At 68.5% G+C, this 16,537-nt stretch carries 19 protein-coding genes; 11 read left to right on the top strand and 8 right to left on the bottom strand.

Features of this window, described 5'->3' with window-relative positions:
- Positions 1–78 precede the first annotated feature (78 nt).
- The 3 genes from AB0I34_RS29145 to AB0I34_RS29135 all read right to left on the bottom strand — a co-directional run bounded on the left by AB0I34_RS29145 (position 79) and on the right by AB0I34_RS29135 (position 3,935).
- Complete coding sequence (locus tag AB0I34_RS29145; RefSeq protein WP_360451161.1) at positions 79–2,367, bottom strand: Calx-beta domain-containing protein; 2,289 nt, start codon at positions 2,365–2,367, stop codon at positions 79–81.
- A 21-nt stretch (positions 2,368–2,388) separates the two neighbouring features.
- Complete coding sequence (locus AB0I34_RS29140; protein ID WP_360451158.1) at positions 2,389–2,733, bottom strand: hypothetical protein; 345 nt, start codon at positions 2,731–2,733, stop codon at positions 2,389–2,391.
- A 287-nt stretch (positions 2,734–3,020) separates the two neighbouring features.
- Entirely contained in the window at positions 3,021–3,935 is a 915-nt protein-coding gene (locus AB0I34_RS29135; protein WP_360451154.1) for an alpha/beta hydrolase, read from the bottom strand.
- A gap of 162 nt (positions 3,936–4,097) precedes the next feature.
- Between AB0I34_RS29135 and ligD the strand changes: the two genes are divergently transcribed.
- The 5 genes from ligD to AB0I34_RS29110 all read left to right on the top strand — a co-directional run bounded on the left by ligD (position 4,098) and on the right by AB0I34_RS29110 (position 6,811).
- Positions 4,098–5,033, top strand: coding sequence for a non-homologous end-joining DNA ligase (ligD, locus tag AB0I34_RS29130; RefSeq protein ID WP_360451151.1), 936 nt, complete (start codon positions 4,098–4,100; stop codon positions 5,031–5,033).
- A gap of 32 nt (positions 5,034–5,065) precedes the next feature.
- Positions 5,066–5,272, top strand: a complete 207-nt coding sequence (locus AB0I34_RS29125) for a hypothetical protein (RefSeq protein ID WP_360451148.1) — start codon at positions 5,066–5,068, stop codon at positions 5,270–5,272.
- Between the two features lie 126 nt (positions 5,273–5,398).
- Positions 5,399–6,028 (top strand): TetR/AcrR family transcriptional regulator, encoded by a 630-nt coding sequence (locus tag AB0I34_RS29120; RefSeq protein WP_360451145.1) that lies wholly within the window; start codon positions 5,399–5,401, stop codon positions 6,026–6,028.
- Positions 6,029–6,159: 131 nt separating this feature from the next.
- On the top strand, positions 6,160–6,387 hold the full coding sequence (locus AB0I34_RS29115; protein WP_360451142.1) for a DUF3107 domain-containing protein: 228 nt from the start codon (positions 6,160–6,162) through the stop codon (positions 6,385–6,387).
- A gap of 145 nt (positions 6,388–6,532) precedes the next feature.
- Positions 6,533–6,811, top strand: coding sequence for a GlsB/YeaQ/YmgE family stress response membrane protein (locus AB0I34_RS29110; protein ID WP_360451140.1), 279 nt, complete (start codon positions 6,533–6,535; stop codon positions 6,809–6,811).
- A 201-nt stretch (positions 6,812–7,012) separates the two neighbouring features.
- Here AB0I34_RS29110 and AB0I34_RS29105 read toward each other — a convergent pair whose 3' ends face one another.
- The gene (locus tag AB0I34_RS29105; RefSeq protein WP_360451138.1) at positions 7,013–7,693 is read right to left on the bottom strand and encodes a ferritin-like fold-containing protein; all 681 of its coding nucleotides are present in this window, start codon (positions 7,691–7,693) and stop codon (positions 7,013–7,015) included.
- Between the two features lie 319 nt (positions 7,694–8,012).
- Here AB0I34_RS29105 and AB0I34_RS29100 point away from each other — a divergent pair, with 319 nt between their 5' ends.
- The gene (locus AB0I34_RS29100) at positions 8,013–9,530 is read left to right on the top strand and encodes a DEAD/DEAH box helicase (RefSeq protein ID WP_360451135.1); all 1,518 of its coding nucleotides are present in this window, start codon (positions 8,013–8,015) and stop codon (positions 9,528–9,530) included.
- A 102-nt stretch (positions 9,531–9,632) separates the two neighbouring features.
- Positions 9,633–10,550, top strand: a complete 918-nt coding sequence (locus tag AB0I34_RS29095) for a DUF4349 domain-containing protein (RefSeq protein ID WP_360451132.1) — start codon at positions 9,633–9,635, stop codon at positions 10,548–10,550.
- 1 nt (position 10,551) lies between these two features.
- Here the strand turns inward: AB0I34_RS29095 and AB0I34_RS29090 are convergent, their stop codons facing one another.
- Complete coding sequence (locus tag AB0I34_RS29090; RefSeq protein ID WP_360451130.1) at positions 10,552–11,301, bottom strand: ParA family protein; 750 nt, start codon at positions 11,299–11,301, stop codon at positions 10,552–10,554.
- A gap of 39 nt (positions 11,302–11,340) precedes the next feature.
- On the opposite strand from AB0I34_RS29090, the gene AB0I34_RS29085 reads away from it, so the two are divergent.
- Positions 11,341–12,210, top strand: a complete 870-nt coding sequence (locus tag AB0I34_RS29085; RefSeq protein ID WP_360451127.1) for an alpha/beta hydrolase — start codon at positions 11,341–11,343, stop codon at positions 12,208–12,210.
- Positions 12,211–12,234: 24 nt separating this feature from the next.
- Here the strand turns inward: AB0I34_RS29085 and AB0I34_RS29080 are convergent, their stop codons facing one another.
- Positions 12,235–13,326, bottom strand: coding sequence for a hypothetical protein (locus AB0I34_RS29080; protein WP_360451124.1), 1,092 nt, complete (start codon positions 13,324–13,326; stop codon positions 12,235–12,237).
- Positions 13,323–13,829 carry an RNA polymerase sigma factor gene (locus AB0I34_RS29075; protein ID WP_360451122.1) on the bottom strand — a complete coding sequence of 169 codons (507 nt, stop codon included), beginning with the start codon at positions 13,827–13,829 and terminating at the stop codon, positions 13,323–13,325. The genes AB0I34_RS29080 and AB0I34_RS29075 overlap by 4 nt, the downstream gene beginning before the upstream one ends.
- Before the next feature lie 206 nt (positions 13,830–14,035).
- Between AB0I34_RS29075 and AB0I34_RS29070 the strand changes: the two genes are divergently transcribed.
- The 3 genes from AB0I34_RS29070 to AB0I34_RS29060 all read left to right on the top strand — a co-directional run bounded on the left by AB0I34_RS29070 (position 14,036) and on the right by AB0I34_RS29060 (position 15,579).
- Entirely contained in the window at positions 14,036–14,347 is a 312-nt protein-coding gene (locus AB0I34_RS29070; RefSeq protein ID WP_360451120.1) for a hypothetical protein, read from the top strand.
- A gap of 96 nt (positions 14,348–14,443) precedes the next feature.
- Complete coding sequence (locus AB0I34_RS29065) at positions 14,444–15,268, top strand: hypothetical protein (RefSeq protein ID WP_360451118.1); 825 nt, start codon at positions 14,444–14,446, stop codon at positions 15,266–15,268.
- Entirely contained in the window at positions 15,265–15,579 is a 315-nt protein-coding gene (locus AB0I34_RS29060; protein WP_360451115.1) for a hypothetical protein, read from the top strand. The genes AB0I34_RS29065 and AB0I34_RS29060 overlap by 4 nt, the downstream gene beginning before the upstream one ends.
- A 3-nt stretch (positions 15,580–15,582) precedes the next feature.
- On the opposite strand, the gene AB0I34_RS29055 is transcribed toward AB0I34_RS29060, so the two are convergent.
- Positions 15,583–16,536 (bottom strand): ATP-binding cassette domain-containing protein, encoded by a 954-nt coding sequence (locus tag AB0I34_RS29055; protein WP_360451112.1) that lies wholly within the window; start codon positions 16,534–16,536, stop codon positions 15,583–15,585.
- Position 16,537 lies beyond the last annotated feature (1 nt).

The raw sequence follows: 16,537 nt of genomic DNA, 5'->3' as shown, positions 1-16,537 counted from the left end.
GCCCCCAACCCCGCTTTGTGGGATTGATTGTTGCGCGCGGCCCGGGGCCCCCCCAGGGCGCCCGGACCGGCTGCTCTCCTAGTCGTTGTCGGTGATCGTGGCCTGCAGCGTCTTCGGGAGCTTGACCTCAGCCCCGTCGACCGCCCCGACGACAACGGTGAACGTCTCGCCCGGCTCCTTCACTGTGTCGTCGACGAGGGTCACCGAGACCTCACCGGCCGTCTTCCCCGGCTCCACATACCCGTCCAGCGAGCGGTTCGCCGGGTCGGACCCGTCGTCGTAGGCCCCCTTGTAGTCCTTCCGGAGTACCGCCGTCCCGTCCTTCAGCTCACCGAAGATGTTGACGATCTTGTCGCTCGGCGCGGACAGCTTGACCGGGAACTTCACCTCCCCGGCCTTCTCGGACGCCTGCGCGTTCCCGAGCGTGAGCGTCGGCGTCGGGTCGTCGTCGATCACCAGACCGTGGCCGAACGACTGGTCCAGCAGCCCGTCCCGCGGCACCGACAGCACCAGGTCGAACGGCAGGTCGTAGCTGTCCAAGGTGTTCGAGTGGATCGGCACGCTCACCTTCTGTCGGACCTGCCCCGGCTTGAACAGCAGCTTCCGCGTCACATCCCCCACGGTCTCGCCCAGCTCACCGCTCGTCTCGGCGTACACAGTCACGGGCCGGATGCTCGGCCGCGACATCGTCACCCAGAAGTCCGCCGAGTTCGTGCCCTTGTCACCCTCCTTGACCTTCACGTTCGACGCCGACACCTTCGGCAGCAGAACAGCCGGCGCCGACAACCCCACACCGGGCGACGAGAACGCCAGATCGCTCACGTACGCCGACCCACGCGCCATCCGGTCCGTCCGCAACTCCACGGCCCGTACGTCGCGCAGGTCCACACCTTTGAGCGACCCGACCGGGATACGCACGGTCCGCAGCAGGTTCTTCGGCAGTCCGTTCGCGTTGCTCCCTGGCATCCGCACCAGCGCGTCGCTCACTCTGGACACCGGTACGACGGCCGCCCGTCCGTGCCCGTCGACGACCCGGACAGTCAGATCGGTCTTCGGCGTACCAGCCGGGTCCGGTGCTGCCCGGAACGACAGCGCGGCAAAGCGCCGTACGTCGCGCTGCCAGGCGGGCAGGCTGAGCCGCAGTGCGCCGTCGGTCCCGGTCCACGTCAGTTTGGTGACCGCAGTGGTCGGTGTCCTGGCCGCGAACCACGCAGTACTCCAATGCGGCGTGTTGCCGAAGTCAGCAGTGGACATGCAGGTCGGAATCGCCGCGCCGGCAGCAGCCCGAGCCAGACCGGTGTTCAACTCCTCAACACCCGCACACACGGTCGCGGACGCCTTCCCACTGACCGCTCCGGCAGGCAGCGGCTGGTCCAAACGATTCACATCCCGCCGCGACGCCAGTGGCGCCTGAGCCACTACTCGTACGACGGCCCGCCCGGCCGAGGCAGCCCGTGAGTCGGCCCCATCCAGGAGCGGCAAGAACTGCGTCTCATGCCCCAGTTGCAACCGGAAGAACCCCGCGATGTACGCCGTACCGACCGCCTGCTGCTCCTTGGCCGTCAGCCGGCCCGAGTACTTCGCACCGCACGGCGACTCCTTCTCCTCACCGAACCAGTCGTCGCCCGACGGCGCCTCGGACTGGCCTGGAGTCCACTCAGTGTTGAAGAAGTTGTGGTTGGCACCGAGCACCGTGATCGTCGACCGCGGCGCGGTGTCGCCGGTGACGGAGTAGCGCGTGTCGTCGTAGAACTTCTGCCCTTGCAGGTCGGACACATCGCCGTCGCAGTACGGCAGCACCACACTCATCGCGACACCTGGCACGGTTGTCCGGGCGAAGTCGGTCGGTGCGAGCGGCAGGACCGCGCGGATCCCGTACTGGCCGCCGCGGTCGGCGTTCAGCACCGCGGCCCGCGCGACGCCGTCGCCGCCACGGGAGTGACCCATCAGGCCGACGTTGCGCAGGTCGATCCTGCCGACGAACTTGCGGCCGAACGGTCCGCCGCCGAGGGTCGACCACTTCTTCCACAGCGCCAGATGATCAAGTATCAACTCGGCCCGCGCCTGCGCGCCGGCGTCGTAGGCCGCACCGTCCCACGCGTTGATCGCGTTCGCGCTGATCGACACGACCTGGTAGCCGTTGCTGGCCAGCGCCGTCGCGGGACCGTCGTACCCGCGGTAACTCGGCACCGGCTTCAGGCCCGCGGAGCACGGCCAGGGCTTGGCCTCAGGTTCCTCGCCGTCGCCGTAGCAGACCTGGTGCCGACCGTGCAGGAAGATCACCAACGGCCGCGGTCCGACGGCGCCGCGCGGCGTGTAGACCTTGCCGCGAAGCTCCGATCGTTGCCCGAGGCCCGGAAGGAACACCGCCTCGTCACCGAGGTCGTACTACGACGTCTCGACCTGATACTTGCCGACGGCACCGGGATCGTCGGTCAGCTCGGGTCCGCGCCGCGCCTTCAGCCAGTCGGCGTCGGTCGGGCCGGCAGCCTGGCTCCGCTCCTGGCCCTTGCCGGCTTCCTTGCCGAGGTCACCCGACCAGATCAGCCGTACGTCGTGTGCCTTCAGCACAGCCGGGTTCGTGGTGATCAACGTCAGAGTGCGCTGATCCGGCGACTGCTTCGCCACCCCCAGCGGCACGCCGTTGACGGCCAGCAACGGCAGCGACGCGCGCATCGGCGCCGGCGCGTCCAGCCGGAGCGTGAGCTGATAGCCGGACGCGACCGGCCTCACTTCCCAGTTGTTGCCTTGAGCAAGCGATGGCGGCGCTTGCGGTGTGGCGGATGCCGGCGGTGCCGGCAGGACCCCCACCCCCAGTAGTGCGACCATCCCCAGCGACAGGCTCTTTCTGACTCTGCCGATAACCCGCACAGTGGTCCTCTCGTTCGACGAACCTTCGATGTCGGTCCGACTTCGTGGGCGAGAGGAAAGTTGACCTGACCGGCTGCTCAGCCGTGTCTCAGTCCTGCGACAGCTTCGACTCGATCAGCCGCACCCCGTCCAGGCTCGACGGCTGAGGATCAGGCGATCAGTTGGCGGAACGCCCGGGCGACCTGGTCCGGGTGCTCCATCTGCGCGACATGGCCGGACTTCGGCAGGTAGAGCAGCCGCGCGTTGCGGAACGCGCGCTGCGCCTTGGTCCGGATCCGCGCGTCGACCAGCCTGTCCTTCCCGCCGTAGATCAGCAGCACCGGGCACTCCAGCTTCGCCGCGTCCGCCCACAGCGACCGGCGCGGCATCGCCACCGACGACCGCAGGATGCTCCGGGCGCCGTCGACCGTTGCCTGCCGCACCCACGGGTCCCCGTCACGCCGCCGCAACTCCGCCTCGTACGCCGCCCGCACCTCGGGCGCGAGCGACCGCGGATCGCCGAACACCAGCGCCAGCGACGCCTCGAACCGCCGGTCGAACGGCAACCGCCGGGTCCGATCCAGTACGGCGGGACCCAGCCGGGGCGTCGCGATCGCGGTGAACCACAGCGCGCTCGCCGACACCCGCGGATGCGGGAGCGCGGGCGAGATCAGGGTGAGTGACGCGACCAGGTCGGGACGCCGCCCGGCCATGGCGACCGCCGTCGCGCCACCCATCGAGTTCCCGAACAGGTGCAGCGGCCGGTCGAACTCACGCTCCACCAGTTCGATCATCAGGTCGGCCTGCTCGTAGATCCCAGCGGCACCGGACAGCGGCGTACGTCCGAAGCCGGGGAGGTCGGGGGCGATGCCGCGGACGGTGTCGTTGAGCATCAGGCCCAGAGCGGTCCAGTTCAGCGACGAGCCGTTCAGACCGTGCACGAACAGCGCGGGCGGCAGATCCGGCGCCGCATCCGGCACGTCCCGCACGAGCAGTTCCGCGCCTCCGACCGACACCTGCCGCGTCGGCCACTCCCGTACTTCCAGCGGGCCCTCAGCCCCAGTTACTCCCGCGTAACTCTCCACCTGACCCATGGTAGGACCCCTCGGCCGAGAGACTCTTCCGCATGACGCAGTACCAGCCCGGGCAACCTGCCCCGCCCCGTCGTGGCCGAGGCCGGCGCCGATCGCCTGAATGAGTAGAGCGGTTCGCCCGTTAGGACGCTGCGGAGGTGGAGACTGGGAGGCATGGCAGCCGCGCCGCAGCAACTGACGACCGAGGTCGACGGGCAGACGATGAAGCTCACCAACCTCGGCAAGGTGCTCTACCCGCAGACCGGCTTCACCAAGGCCGAGGTGATCGACTACTACCACCAGGTCGCCGAACTGCTGCTCCCGCACCTGTCCGACCGTCCACTCACCCGCAAGCGCTGGCCCGACGGCACAGGGGCGCAGTACTTCTTCGAGAAGAACGCACCGCGCGGTACGCCGGCCTGGGTGCGGACAGTGACCCTGCCGACGCCCGGCAGCTCGACCGGCCGGGACGAGGCCGACTTCGTGGTCGCCGACGACATCCAGACCGTGGTGTGGCTGGCGAACCTGGCCGCGCTCGAGCTGCACATCCCGCAGTGGCGGATCGGTCTGTCGGACAAGGGCAAGGACCCGCAGGCCGACCTGATCGTGTTCGACCTCGACCCGGGGCCGGGAGCGAGCATCGTCGAGTGCTGCGACGTGGCGCTGGCGCTGCGCGAACTGCTGGGCCACTACGGGCTGGAGGGGTGGCCGAAGACGTCCGGCAACAAGGGCATGCATCTGTACGTCCCGATCGAGCCGGCGTCGTCCCGGAGTACGAGCGCCTTCGCCAAGCTCCTGGCCGAGCAACTGGCCGAGGCGCTCCCGGAGAACGTCACCGCGAACATGACCAAGGCACTGCGTCCTGGCAAGGTCTTCATCGACTGGAGCCAGAACGCCAGCGCCAAAACCACACTGGCGCCGTACTCCCTGCGCGGAGCCGAAGAGCCGCGGGTGTCCACCCCGATCGACTGGGACGAGGTGGCCTCGGCAACCGACGCGGAGGAGCTCCGCTTCCTGCCGCACGAGGTGCTGGCCCGGATCGAGGAGTACGGCGACGTCCTCGAGGGCCTGTACGACGACCCGCGGCCGCTACCGTCGATCCCGTCGTAACTGTCCGTCACCGCGCGAAGAGGAGCAGTCGCATGACCAGTGAGACCGAATACGAGGGTCCCGGCTTCGGCAGCGTCCCCGACGACGCTCCGGAGGCCGATGTCCTCGAGCAACGGGAGGACTCCGCCGAGGTGGACGACTTCACTCCGGACGACGACGTACCCAGCGAGGCCGACCCCGTCGACGTGGAGGAGCAGCGCCACGAGGTGGGCGACTCCGGCGAAGACGACTATCGCTGACCGCTACCACGATGGAACGCAGACCGGCGGGGAAGCTACTGGCCGGGAGGACTGCTGGGTAGGATTCGGGGAACGACCCGGCGGTCGAGCCCGTGCTGCCGGTGCCGCACCATCGAAGGAGCCGACGTGTCGACGACACCCGAGACCGCGCCGAAGCGTGGCAGCCGCCTGCCGCGGCTCGCCCGCCGCGCGCAACTGCTCGAGGCGGCGCAGGAGGTCTTCGTCGCGAACGGCTACCACGCCGCCGCGATGGACGACATCGCTGACCGGGCCGGCGTCTCCAAGCCGGTCCTCTACCAGCACTTCCCCGGCAAGCTCGAGCTGTACCTGGCCCTGCTGGACAGCTCCTGCGACGCGATCATCGCCTCCGTCCGGGACGCGCTGAAGTCGACCGAGGACAACAAGCTACGAGTGGCCGCCACCATGCACGCGTTCTACGAGTACGTGGCGAACGCGCAGGGTGCCTTCCGGCTGGTGTTCGAGTCGGACCTGACCAACGAGACAGCGGTCCGGGAGCGGGTCGACCGGGTCACGCACACCTGCGCCGAAGCGGTGTCCGAGGTGATCAGCGCCGACGCCGGCCTGAACCGCGAACAGTCGATGGTGCTGGCCGTCAGCCTGGTCGGCATGGCCCAGGTCAGTGCCCGCTACTGGCTGGCCTCCGACGACCCGACACTGGCCCAGCAGCAGGCGGCCGACCTGGTCGCCTCACTGGCCTGGCGCGGCATCCGCGGTTTCCCCCGCACCGACTCCTGACCAGCGCCGCCGCGGGTACGACGTACCAAGGTTCTGCTCTGGGCGGACGGGTGAGAGCTGGGGGTCGGTAGCGGATAGGCTCGAACCGTCACCGGCGAGAGCCGCCGGTCGGATCGTGCCCGGAGGGTTTCGTGGAGGTCAAGATCGGCGTACAGCACGCCAATCGTGAGTTGGTGCTCGAGAGCGAGCAGAGCCCGGACGAGGTCCAGGAGGCGGTCGCGGCAGCGCTCAGCGGCAAGGCCAACCTGCTGCAGCTCACCGACGACAAGGGCCGCCGGGTGATCATCCCGGCCGACCGGCTGGCGTACGTCGAGATCGGCGAGGTGTCGATTCGCAAGGTCGGGTTCGGCGCGATCTGATCGCGGTCCGGACACAGTCGCGCGTGTCCCGGTTGCGGACTGCGACCCAGAGGGCACGATGGCAGTAAGACCTGCGTTGCAGTGGTCTGGTAGCACGGGGCGCCAGGCCGGAGCGCGGGTCAGCCATCCCTCATAAGGAGGAACCGTGTACTGGGTCTGGATGCTCATCGTCAGTCTCATCGCGGGCATCATCTTCGGGCCGCTGGCCCGGCTGGTGCTCCCCGGCAAGCAGAACATCAGCCTCGGCTGGACCATCCTGGGAGGCGGCATCGGCGCCTTCGTCGGCGGTCTGATCGCGAAGGCCTTCGGAGTCAAGGACACCCCCGGCCTGGACTGGACGCAGTACCTGATCCAGATCATCTGCGCCGTGATCGTCGTCGGCGTCATCGCCGGCTACCAGAGCAGATCGAAAACCTCAGCCTGACGACCTCACCTCAGCGGCCGCCACCCCGATCCGGGGCAGGCGGCCGCTCTGCGTTCACCCTCGCCCACCGTCTCGTGGGTAGGCCCACGAGACGGTGGGTTCGCCAGCCGCCTGCGCCGTGCCAACCCACAACCTGATGGGTCAGCCCATCAGAGGTGACGGCGACGGAGGCAGGCAGAGGGGTGAGGATGGCAGGTGGTGTCAGGCCTGGAGGCCGAGTGCGGTCATCCGGGCGGTGTGCGCCTCGGTGAGGCGGGTCAACATCCGGCCGATCGCGGCCAGGTCCAGTCCGGGCCGGTCGACGCTGCCGGCCAGCAGTGCGGCCAGCGAGTCCCGGTCGGCGGCGATCCGCTGCGCCTGGCTGAGCGCCTCGCCGACGAGCCGGCGGCCCCACAGCGCCAGCCGGCCACCCAGCTTCGGGTCCTCCTCGATCGCGGCCCGGACCCGGTCCACCACGAACTCGGCCTGCCCGGAGTCGGCGAACACCTCGAGCACCAGGGCCCGCGTCTCCGCATCCACGAACGACGCGATCTCACGGTAGAAGTCGTTGGCCAGACCGTCCCCGACGTACGCCTTGACCAGGCCCTCCAGCCAGTCCGACGGCGCGGTGTGGTCGTGGAACGCGTCCAGCGGCGTCACGAACGGCCGCATCGCTTCCATCGGGTCCACGCCGAGCGCGACCAGCCGGTCCCGCAACTGCCGGAAGTGCCCGAACTCGGTCGTCGCCAGCGCCGCCAGCTCCGCCTTGTCGTTCAGGGTCGGTGCCAGTTTCGCGTCCTCGGCGATCCGCTCGAACGCGGTCAGCTCGCCGTACGCGAGAACTCCCAGCAGATCCACCGCCGCGGCCCGGTAGGCGGGATCATCAAAGGCCGTCTGCTCCATGCCCGGCACCCTATCTGTCCACCGGCGGGAGTGGCGCAAACCACACGAAGCGGCGTTGACAGCTCATGCGGTTACACTGGTGGGCGATTCGCCGGTGACGCGCCCAGATGGGCAAGCTGGTGCGAGGTGCTTGCACAGTGTCCCCGCGCCTCACAGACGAGGCTGAAAAGCCTCTGGCGCCCGGCCACAGAGCACCTGTCCGTATCAAGCATGTTGAGAGGCGATCAGCCTGACCACCTTCCGAGAGCTCGGGGTCTTACCCGAGATCTGTGACGCGCTCGATCGCGTCAACATCGTCGAGCCGTTTCCGATCCAGGAAATGACGCTCCCGGTCGCCCTGATGGGCACTGACCTGATCGGTCAGGCCCGGACCGGCACCGGCAAGACGCTGGGTTTCGGCATTCCGTTGCTGCAGCGCACCATCTCCCCCGGCGAAGCCGACTACGAGGAACTGGCCGCCCCCGGGAAGCCGCAGGCACTGGTCGTCACCCCGACCCGTGAGCTGACCATCCAGGTCGCCAAGGACCTCACGACCGCATCCACCGTGCGTACGGTGCGGGTCCTGACCATCTACGGCGGAGTCGCGTACGAGCCGCAGCTGGACGCACTGAAGAAGGGCGTCGACGTCGTCGTCGGTACGCCGGGACGCCTGCTGGACCTGGCGAACCGCGGCGTGCTCGACCTCGGCCACATCAAGGTCCTGGTCCTCGACGAGGCCGACGAGATGCTCGACCTCGGCTTCCTGCCCGATGTGGAACGCATTCTGCGCAAGACTCCCGAGCTGCGGCAGACGATGTTGTTCTCGGCAACGATGCCGTCGGCCGTGATCGCGCTGGCCCGCACCCACATGCGGCACCCGCTGAACATCCGCGCCGAGTCGCACGAGGACACCGAGATGGTGCCGACGACCGCGCAGTTCGTCTACCGGGCGCACGACCTCGACAAGCCCGAGGTAGTGGCGCGGATCCTGCAGGCCGAGGACCGCGGCCGGGTGATGATCTTCTGCCGGACCAAGCGGGAGGCGTCCCGCCTCACCGACGACCTGCAGGACCGCGGGTTCAAGGCCGCCGCGATCCACGGCGACCTGAACCAGCAGGCCCGCGAGCGGGCGCTGACCCGGTTCCGCGGCGACAAGATCGACGTACTGATCTGCACCGACGTCGCGGCCCGTGGCATCGATGTCGAGGGCGTCACGCACGTCATCAACAACACCTGCCCCGAGGACGAGAAGGCCTACATCCACCGGATCGGCCGGACCGGCCGGGCGGGTGCGAGCGGTATCGCGGTGACGTTCGTCGACTGGCCGGACGTGACCCGCTGGAAGACCATCAACAAGGCGCTCGACCTGCCGTACGACGAGCCGCAGGAGATCTACTCGACGTCGCCGGAGCTGTACCACGACCTGGGCATCCCGACCGATGCGAAGGGCCGGATCAAGCCGGCCAAGGAGCAGCGCGACGAGAAGCCGGCCCGGGAGCCGCGCCGCAGCGAGGAACGCACCGAGGAAGGCGAACGTCCGGCAGCCCGGAAGCGGAACCGGACCCGCAAGCGCACTCGCTCCGGGCAGCCGCTCGAAGAGGGCGCCGACGTCACCACCAAGACCGAGGTCCCGCCCTCCGCGGAATCCGCGACGGAGGCCGCCGAGGCTCCGGCCGAGCGGAAGCCGCGCAAGCGGGCCCGCACTCGCAAGACTGCGGAGAAGTCTGTCGAGAAGTCCGTTCAGACGGCTGCTCCCGAGCCTGTCGCCACCGAGCCTGCCGTCGCCGAGCCTGTCGAGAAGGCTGCGCCGGAGCCGGGCACGAGCCCGACCGTCCCGCTGTTCACCGCTCCGGAGTGACCTGCCCGTCGCCCGACCGTGGCTGAACAGTGACCTCAGCCTGCAACACCAGGTCTCTCGTGGACCGTCCTAGGACGGAAACCACGAGAGAGGGGCTGGGTGATGAGGCGGATCAGGGGTGCCGTGGTCGGAATGGCGGCGCTGGGGGTCGTGTTGCTGGCGGGTTGCGGGGGCAACAGCAACGAAAGCACCGCTGAAGGGGTGTCCGGTCCCGCGCAGCGGCAGGATGGCGGCAGCGGTGCATCCGCGGGCGACAGCGGCAAGGTCGCGGAGGGCGAGTCCAGCAACGGCGCGCCGAAGGCCCAAGCGCAGCCGAGCGTGACCCGGGCGATCATCAAGACGGGCTCGCTCACGGTCGAGGCCGACGACGTGAACGGTCAACGGCAGAAGGCGATCACCGTGGTCACCGCACTACGTGGCCAGGTCGCGTCCGAGGACACCGGCAGCAATGCCGACGGCAAGATCACCCAGGCGAACCTGGTGCTGAAGGTCCCGACCGCGTCGTACGAGACTGCGATCCAGCGCCTGTCCGACCTCGGCAAGCGCGTGCAGATCCACCAGGAGTCCGCCGACGTCACCGAGCAGGTGGTCGACGTGGAGAGCCGTATCAACTCCCAGCGCGCGAGCCTCGATCGGATGCGAACCCTGCTCGCGAAGGCGAACACGATCGGCGAGATCGTCTCGGTCGAGACCGAGCTGACCCGGCGTGAGGCCGACCTGGAGTCCCTGCTGGCCAAGCAGAAGAACCTCTCCCTCCAGACCGAGCTCGCCACGCTCACGCTGACCCTGACCGAGAAGGGCAAGGCTCCCGTCGCGGAGGACCCGGATCGTGGCTTCCTGGTCGGGCTGAAGGGCGGCTGGAACGCGTTCGTCGCGACGTTCTCCGCCCTGGCGACCGCACTCGGCGCGGTTCTCCCGTTCCTGGTGCTGATCGCGCTGATCGGCGTACCGCTGTGGCGGAACCGGCACCGTCTGCGCCGTCAGCCTGCGCTTCCGCAGACTCCGGACGGCGGGCAGTAGGTCAGAGCAGCGCGCCGGCCAGAGCCCGGTAGGCCTTCGCACCGGGCGAGGCCGGCGCGGTGCTGAGGATGGTCTCCCCGATCGCCGGCGCCTCCGCGAACCGGATCGACTTCGGGATCGACGGCTGCAGCACCTCCAGCGAGTACGTGTCCGCGATCGTCTCCAGCACCGCCCGGGCGTGCGTCGTGCGGCCGTCGTACAGCGTCGGTAGTACGCCGAGCACATGCAAGCCCGGGTTGGTCAACCGCTGTACGTCGTGAATCGTGTCAAGTAGTTGCCCTACGCCACGATGCGCCAGAGTCTCGCACTGCAAGGGAATCAGGACCTCGGACGCCGCCGACAGCCCGTTCACGGTCAGCAGCCCGAGGGTCGGCGGACAGTCGACAATGATCCAGTCGTACGACGCCCGCAGCGGGCGCAAGGCGGTCCGCAGCATCTGCTCCGGGCTGGTCTCCTGCGCGATCCGCACCTCCGCGGTGGCCAGCTCGATCGTGGCGGGCAGCAGGTCCGCTCCGTCCCCGAGCTTGACCAGCACGTCCCGCGCCCTCACGCCGCCGAGCAGGACCTGGTAGATCGACGTGTCCAAATCCTCGGGGTCGATACCGACTGAGAACGTCAGGCACGCCTGCGGGTCCAGATCCACGAGCAGCACCCGTTGACCCAGCTCCGTCAGGGCAGCGCCGAGCGTCGCGACGGTGGTCGTCTTGGCCACGCCGCCTTTCTGGTTGGCAACAGCCATGGTGCGAGGCACCCGGCCATTGTGCCGTACCGGCGACTACCCTCTTGACTTGTGAGTACGCCGCGCACGTTGACGCTGCCCGACGGGGTCCACCCCGCGACCCTCGACACCGACCGGGGTTCCTTCGCCACGCTCATGGCGGTGCCGAAGTACGGTACGCCGCTCGGCACCGTGCTGCTCGTACCAGGGTGGACCGGCAGCAAGGAGGACTTCACTCCGCTGGTCGACCACCTGTGCCGGTACGGATGGCGCACGGTGGCGGTCGACCAGCGTGGTCAGTACGAGACCCCCGGGCCCACCGAGCGGTCGGCGTACACGCTGGAGGAGTTCGGCGCCGATGTGGTGGCGATGAGCAAGGCACTCGGCGGGTACAGCCAGTTGGTCGGGCATTCGTTCGGTGGACTGGTCGCGCGGGAGGCCGTGCTGACCGATCCGTCGGTGTTCTCGACCATCACGCTGCTGTGCTCGGGTCCGGCGGCGTTCACGGACGAGGCGAAGGTGCAGGGCCTGCAGATGCTCGCGTTCGGGCTGGACAACCTGCCGATCGAGCAGGTGTACGACCTGAAGCTGGAGCACGACAGCTTGGTGCCCGGGTACGTGATGCCGCCGGATGAGATCGCGGCGTTCCTCCGCAAGCGGTTCACCAGCAACAACCCGGCCGGCCTCGCCGAGATCACCCGCCGCCTGATGGACGCCGATGACAAGACCGACCGGCTGGCCAAGTCCGGCGTCCGCACGCAGGTCGCGTACGGCGCCTCCGACGACGGCTGGCCGATCACGGTCCAGGCCGACGTGGCGGAGCGGCTCGGCATTCAGGCCCAGATCATCTCCGACGCCGGCCACTCCCCGGCCATCGAGCAGCCCGCCGCGACGGCCCGGCTCCTGGTCGACTTCTTCCACGACCAGACCTTCATCGACTGACGCCGGTCGTCGCCGGCTGCGCGGTCAGGCGACTGGTTGCACCGCCGGCTTGACTGTCAGCAGGTTGAGGCCGACGGGCGTGAGCGCCGTCTTCACCGCCTCGGTGTAGACCAGGACCTCGACCTCGGCGCGGCCACCGCCCGGGGATGATGCGGACGCGGTCTGGATGCCGAGCTCCTGCTTCGCCGTGAGGTTGGTCAGGGTCTGGTAGATGCGGTTGACGTCGCCGCGGCTGAGCAGGGCCCTGAACACGCAGAGGTTGCCGTCGAACACCTTGTCCAGGGAGGTCCGGAACGCCCCCAGATCCCCGTGCGCGACGCCGACCTGCACGACGATCGGCTTGCTCCGGCCGTGACCGGCCGGGTACTGGATGAGCGGCTCAGAGATCTGGGAGCTGTGCGCGTCGAGGAAGGCCAGAACCGCGGGCGCGTTGAGGTTGTTCGGCTGCGACACCCAGCCGCCCTGCGGGGCCTTGCACGGCAGCGGCGGGATCTGCGGTGCGGGTGATGCGACGAACGCCTTCTGCTCCTGGACGTCGATGGATCGGTTGCCCCAGATCCCGATCAGGGTCGCGGTCCCCTGGCGTACGTTCTTGACCGTCCGTGCGTCGCCGAGCCGGTCGAGGTCGACGCCCTTGAGCTTGACGGCGATGGTGGCCGGGCAGCTGGGAGCAGGCTCCTGACCGGGCGGATAACCCACCAGGTCTGTCGGATGCGACGGGCAGAACACAGGCTCCTGACCTGGTACGGCGATCACCTCGCCGCTGGCCTGGACCTTGTCACCGGCGCGGACCAGCAGCTTGTCGTTCACCGGATCCGGTTGGGTGGCACCGGGCATCGGCCTGGCCGCCTGGTTGCCTTGGGCAAAGGCTTGCTGGATGTCACCGGTTGCGGGCGGGACGGCAGCCGGGTCCTGGCCGCCGTCCGGGAGGACGGTGAGCGCGGCGGCGGCGATCGCGGCGACGCTCGCGGCGGCCAGCGCCGGTACCCAGCGACGGGGATGGCGGCGACCGCCGAGAATATGGTCCAAGTCTGGTTCGGGGGCCGACGGCTGGTCCGCGCGCCACCGCGAACCGGCCCGCGTCAGCAGGTCGTCGACCTCGTCGGTCGGGTTCATTCGCTGACCTCCAGCAGGGTGCGCAGGCGGGACCGCGCATCGGACAGGGTGGACTTGACGGTGCCTTCGGAGCAGCCCATCACCGCGGCCGTGTCGGCGATCGACAGGTCGGCGAAGTAGTAGCAGTCCACTGCGAGGCGCTGTCTTGCCGACAACGAGGTGAGCGCGTGGTCGACGTCCATCCGGGCATCCAGGTCCGGCCGCGACACCGGCCGGTCGTGCTCGTCGAACTCCCCGGCCGGCCGCGACCGCCGCGCCGCCTTCCGGGCCTGGTCCGCGGTGATCGCGAGCAGCCACGCCGACGGCGCACCCCGGCTCGCGTCGTACTGACTCCGCTTCGCCCACGCCCGCGCCAGTGCGTCCTGCACGATGTCGTCCCGGTCAGCCCTCACCGCGAGCCGCCCCGCCAGCCGGGCCATCGCGGGCAGATACGGGCGCACCCACTCGACGAACCCAGCCCCGTGCGCCGGCGGACCCACCACCACCGCAGGCTCATCCGTCATCGTCGGCATACCCTGTCTACCCCCGAATCCCACTCCCGGTTGGGTCCCTACCGCAGTTCAACGACCCCACCACCCCCAAGTCACACCCCACCCCACTTCGTAACCTCCCCGAGTTATCCACAATCCACGAAACCCACCCCACGATCGCTCCCCGCCCGACTACGGTCAACGAATCATCAACCTGGCACAGACGACGGGATCGCGGGATGAAGCTCTACCTGGTGAAGGAGGAGGAACGTCTGGTCTGGGTCGCCGCACTCGCTCACGAGAAGATGTATGCCTACGTTGCCAACACCCGCAAGTTCCACGACAACAACGCCCTGCGCAACGACTTCTACCTCGAACGCTGGTTCACCTACGAGGAGATCGGCCCGGCCGAGGCGAGGCGACTGATCAACGCGGGCGTCGGGACGCTGAGCGAGACCGACCACTCCGAGGCGCTCGCCCGGTGGCGCACCGACCCCAACCCCCAGGACCCCACGGATGTCTTGTCCATGAGTGCCGGCCACAACCCCTGATCTCCATGAGTTATCCACAGATCGCTGAAACCCGCCCCATGACCGCTCGGCGAGTCACTACGGTCGGAGGAACGACGAGCAGAGTCTGGGGAAGAGATGACCATCAGTCTGGGTGACCTTCCGGAGCCCACCGCATTGCACGCCTGGCTGAACGCACGGCGCCGTCTCGACTGGGACGAGCTGATCCCGACCAAGGCGCAGATCGCCGGCCAGTACGGCGTGGACGCGACCGCACGGAGTCTGACCTTGCTGACCCAGGCGGCACGAGTCGAGCGGGAGATCACGGAGGATCTCACCGTGTCGATCGGTCCCGGCACGACGGCGTACCAGTTGGAGAGCCGGTTGAAGTCGCCGCAGTCCCTGGCCCGCAAGATCTTCGTCCGCACTGGCACGGCTTTCGACCAACTACCGCTCGATGACGTCGTCCGCTACACAGTCCTGACCCCTGAACCAGACGACCTGGTCCGGACAGCGACAGACGCCTGCGATTCGCTCGCCGGCCGGGGCTGGGAGATGAGCGGCGCGATCCACTCGTACGTCGAGGGAAGCAGATACAAGGGACTGCACCTGTTCCTGTACAGCAAAGCCGTACGCGTCGAGGTGCAAGTGCATTCGCAGGAGTCGATCGACGTCAAGACCCGGACGACCCCGCTCTATGTGGTGGAACGAGACCACAGACAACCGCGTGAGAGGCGCACGCAAGCACGCAACGAAGCCATCGCCTTGTCGGGACAGATGCGGCAACCAACTGGGATCGACGACCTCAAGACCCTCGGCGGCGTACCGGTCGCGATCCGCTTCTACGGTAGGAGAAGCAGCCAAGCACCCGGACGCGAGGAGGGCGATGCCTCGTCGCAGGGCCAGCAGGGCGCCACGCAGCGATTGGCACAACGGACTTCGACGAAGGAGAGGTCGCTATGACGCGGCTGTTGTTGGTCAAGCAGGGAGAACGGCGGGTTTGGGTGGCCGCGTTGGTGGATGAGGATGTTTGGACTTATGTCGGGAACACGGGGAAGTTCCATCGGAACGAAGGGGTTCGGGACGACTACTTCGGGGGCAACGAGGCGGAGTACGGCGAGGTCGGGGTTGCCGAGGCCAGGCGGTTGATGGCGGAAGGCGTTGGGACTGTTGACGAGGGGCGGCTTGCCGACTCGCTTGCGCGGTGGCGGCAGGATGCGGATGCGATGGACCCCGAGGTCGTCTTCGCGTCGATGGTGGCTGACCTGGCGTGAGGATCAGTGGTGGGTGGGGGTGTAGAGCTGGGTTATGACGGACTCGATGGAGGGTTCGGCTACGGAGAGGTCTACGAGGGGGTAGTTGGCGGCTATTTGGGACAGGAGGGGGGCGGCGCTGGTGGTGGTGGGGAAGGTGAGGTGCTGGCGGGGGCCGTCGACCTTGACGACGGTGGCGCCTTGGATCTCGATGGGTGGGAGGGAGGTGGCGAGGTCCACGACCAGGGTGCGAGGGGCCGACTGGCTGGCGCGGAGGCCGGTCAGGGTGCCGTCGTAGATCTGGTGGCCGTGATCGATGACCATGACGCGGCTGCACAGGGCCTCGATGTCGTCGAGGTCGTGGGTGGTGAGGATGACGGTGGTACGGCGTTCCGCGTTGACCTGGGCAAGGAACTCGCGCAGCCGAGCCTTGCTGATCACGTCCAGCCCGATCGTCGGCTCGTCGAGGTACACGATCTCCGGGTCGTGCAGCAGCGCGGCCGCGATGTCGCCGCGCATCCGTTGACCCAGCGACAGTTGACGAACAGGTACGTCGAGCAGTTCGCCGAGGTCCAGCAGTTCGACGAACGTCGCGAGGTTCTCCCGGTGCCTCGCGATCGGGACGTCGTACATCTTCTGCAGTACGGCGAACGAGTCCTTCAGCGGCAGGTCCCACCACAGCGTGGTGCGTTGCCCGAAGACGACGCCGATCCGTTTGGCCAGCTTGAGCCGGTGGCGGGACGGGTCCACCCCGGCGACGCGGATCGTGCCGCTGCTCGGGACCAGGATGCCGGTCAGCATCTTGATCGTTGTGGACTTCCCGGCGCCGTTCGGCCCGATGTAGCCCATCACCTCGCCTGGTTCGACGGTGAACGTCATCCCGTCCACGGCGCGCACTTCCCGGCGGGTACGGCGGAATCCGTTCCGCGACGTGACGGTGAAGGTGCGGGACACGTTCGACAACTCGATGACTGCCACT

It is taken from the genome of Kribbella sp. NPDC050281, assembly GCF_040655855.1.
Classification (GTDB): Bacteria; Actinomycetota; Actinomycetes; order Propionibacteriales; family Kribbellaceae; genus Kribbella.
This window is presented reverse-complemented; position numbering and strand designations above follow the sequence as displayed.

What these genes read in the sequence shown, in the direction of transcription:
- ligD (WP_360451151.1), top strand. Translation starts at nt 4,098, where the DNA reads ATGGCAGCCGCGCCGCAGCAACTGACGACCGAGGTCGACGGGCAGACG.
- AB0I34_RS29125 (WP_360451148.1), top strand. Translation starts at nt 5,066, where the DNA reads ATGACCAGTGAGACCGAATACGAGGGTCCCGGCTTCGGCAGCGTCCCC.
- AB0I34_RS29105 (WP_360451138.1), bottom strand. Translation starts at nt 7,693, where the DNA reads ATGGAGCAGACGGCCTTTGATGATCCCGCCTACCGGGCCGCGGCGGTG.
- AB0I34_RS29100 (WP_360451135.1), top strand. Translation starts at nt 8,013, where the DNA reads ATGACGCTCCCGGTCGCCCTGATGGGCACTGACCTGATCGGTCAGGCC.
- AB0I34_RS29095 (WP_360451132.1), top strand. Translation starts at nt 9,633, where the DNA reads ATGAGGCGGATCAGGGGTGCCGTGGTCGGAATGGCGGCGCTGGGGGTC.
- AB0I34_RS29080 (WP_360451124.1), bottom strand. Translation starts at nt 13,326, where the DNA reads ATGAACCCGACCGACGAGGTCGACGACCTGCTGACGCGGGCCGGTTCG.
- AB0I34_RS29075 (WP_360451122.1), bottom strand. Translation starts at nt 13,829, where the DNA reads ATGACGGATGAGCCTGCGGTGGTGGTGGGTCCGCCGGCGCACGGGGCT.
- AB0I34_RS29070 (WP_360451120.1), top strand. Translation starts at nt 14,036, where the DNA reads ATGAAGCTCTACCTGGTGAAGGAGGAGGAACGTCTGGTCTGGGTCGCC.
- AB0I34_RS29065 (WP_360451118.1), top strand. Translation starts at nt 14,444, where the DNA reads ATGACCATCAGTCTGGGTGACCTTCCGGAGCCCACCGCATTGCACGCC.
- AB0I34_RS29060 (WP_360451115.1), top strand. Translation starts at nt 15,265, where the DNA reads ATGACGCGGCTGTTGTTGGTCAAGCAGGGAGAACGGCGGGTTTGGGTG.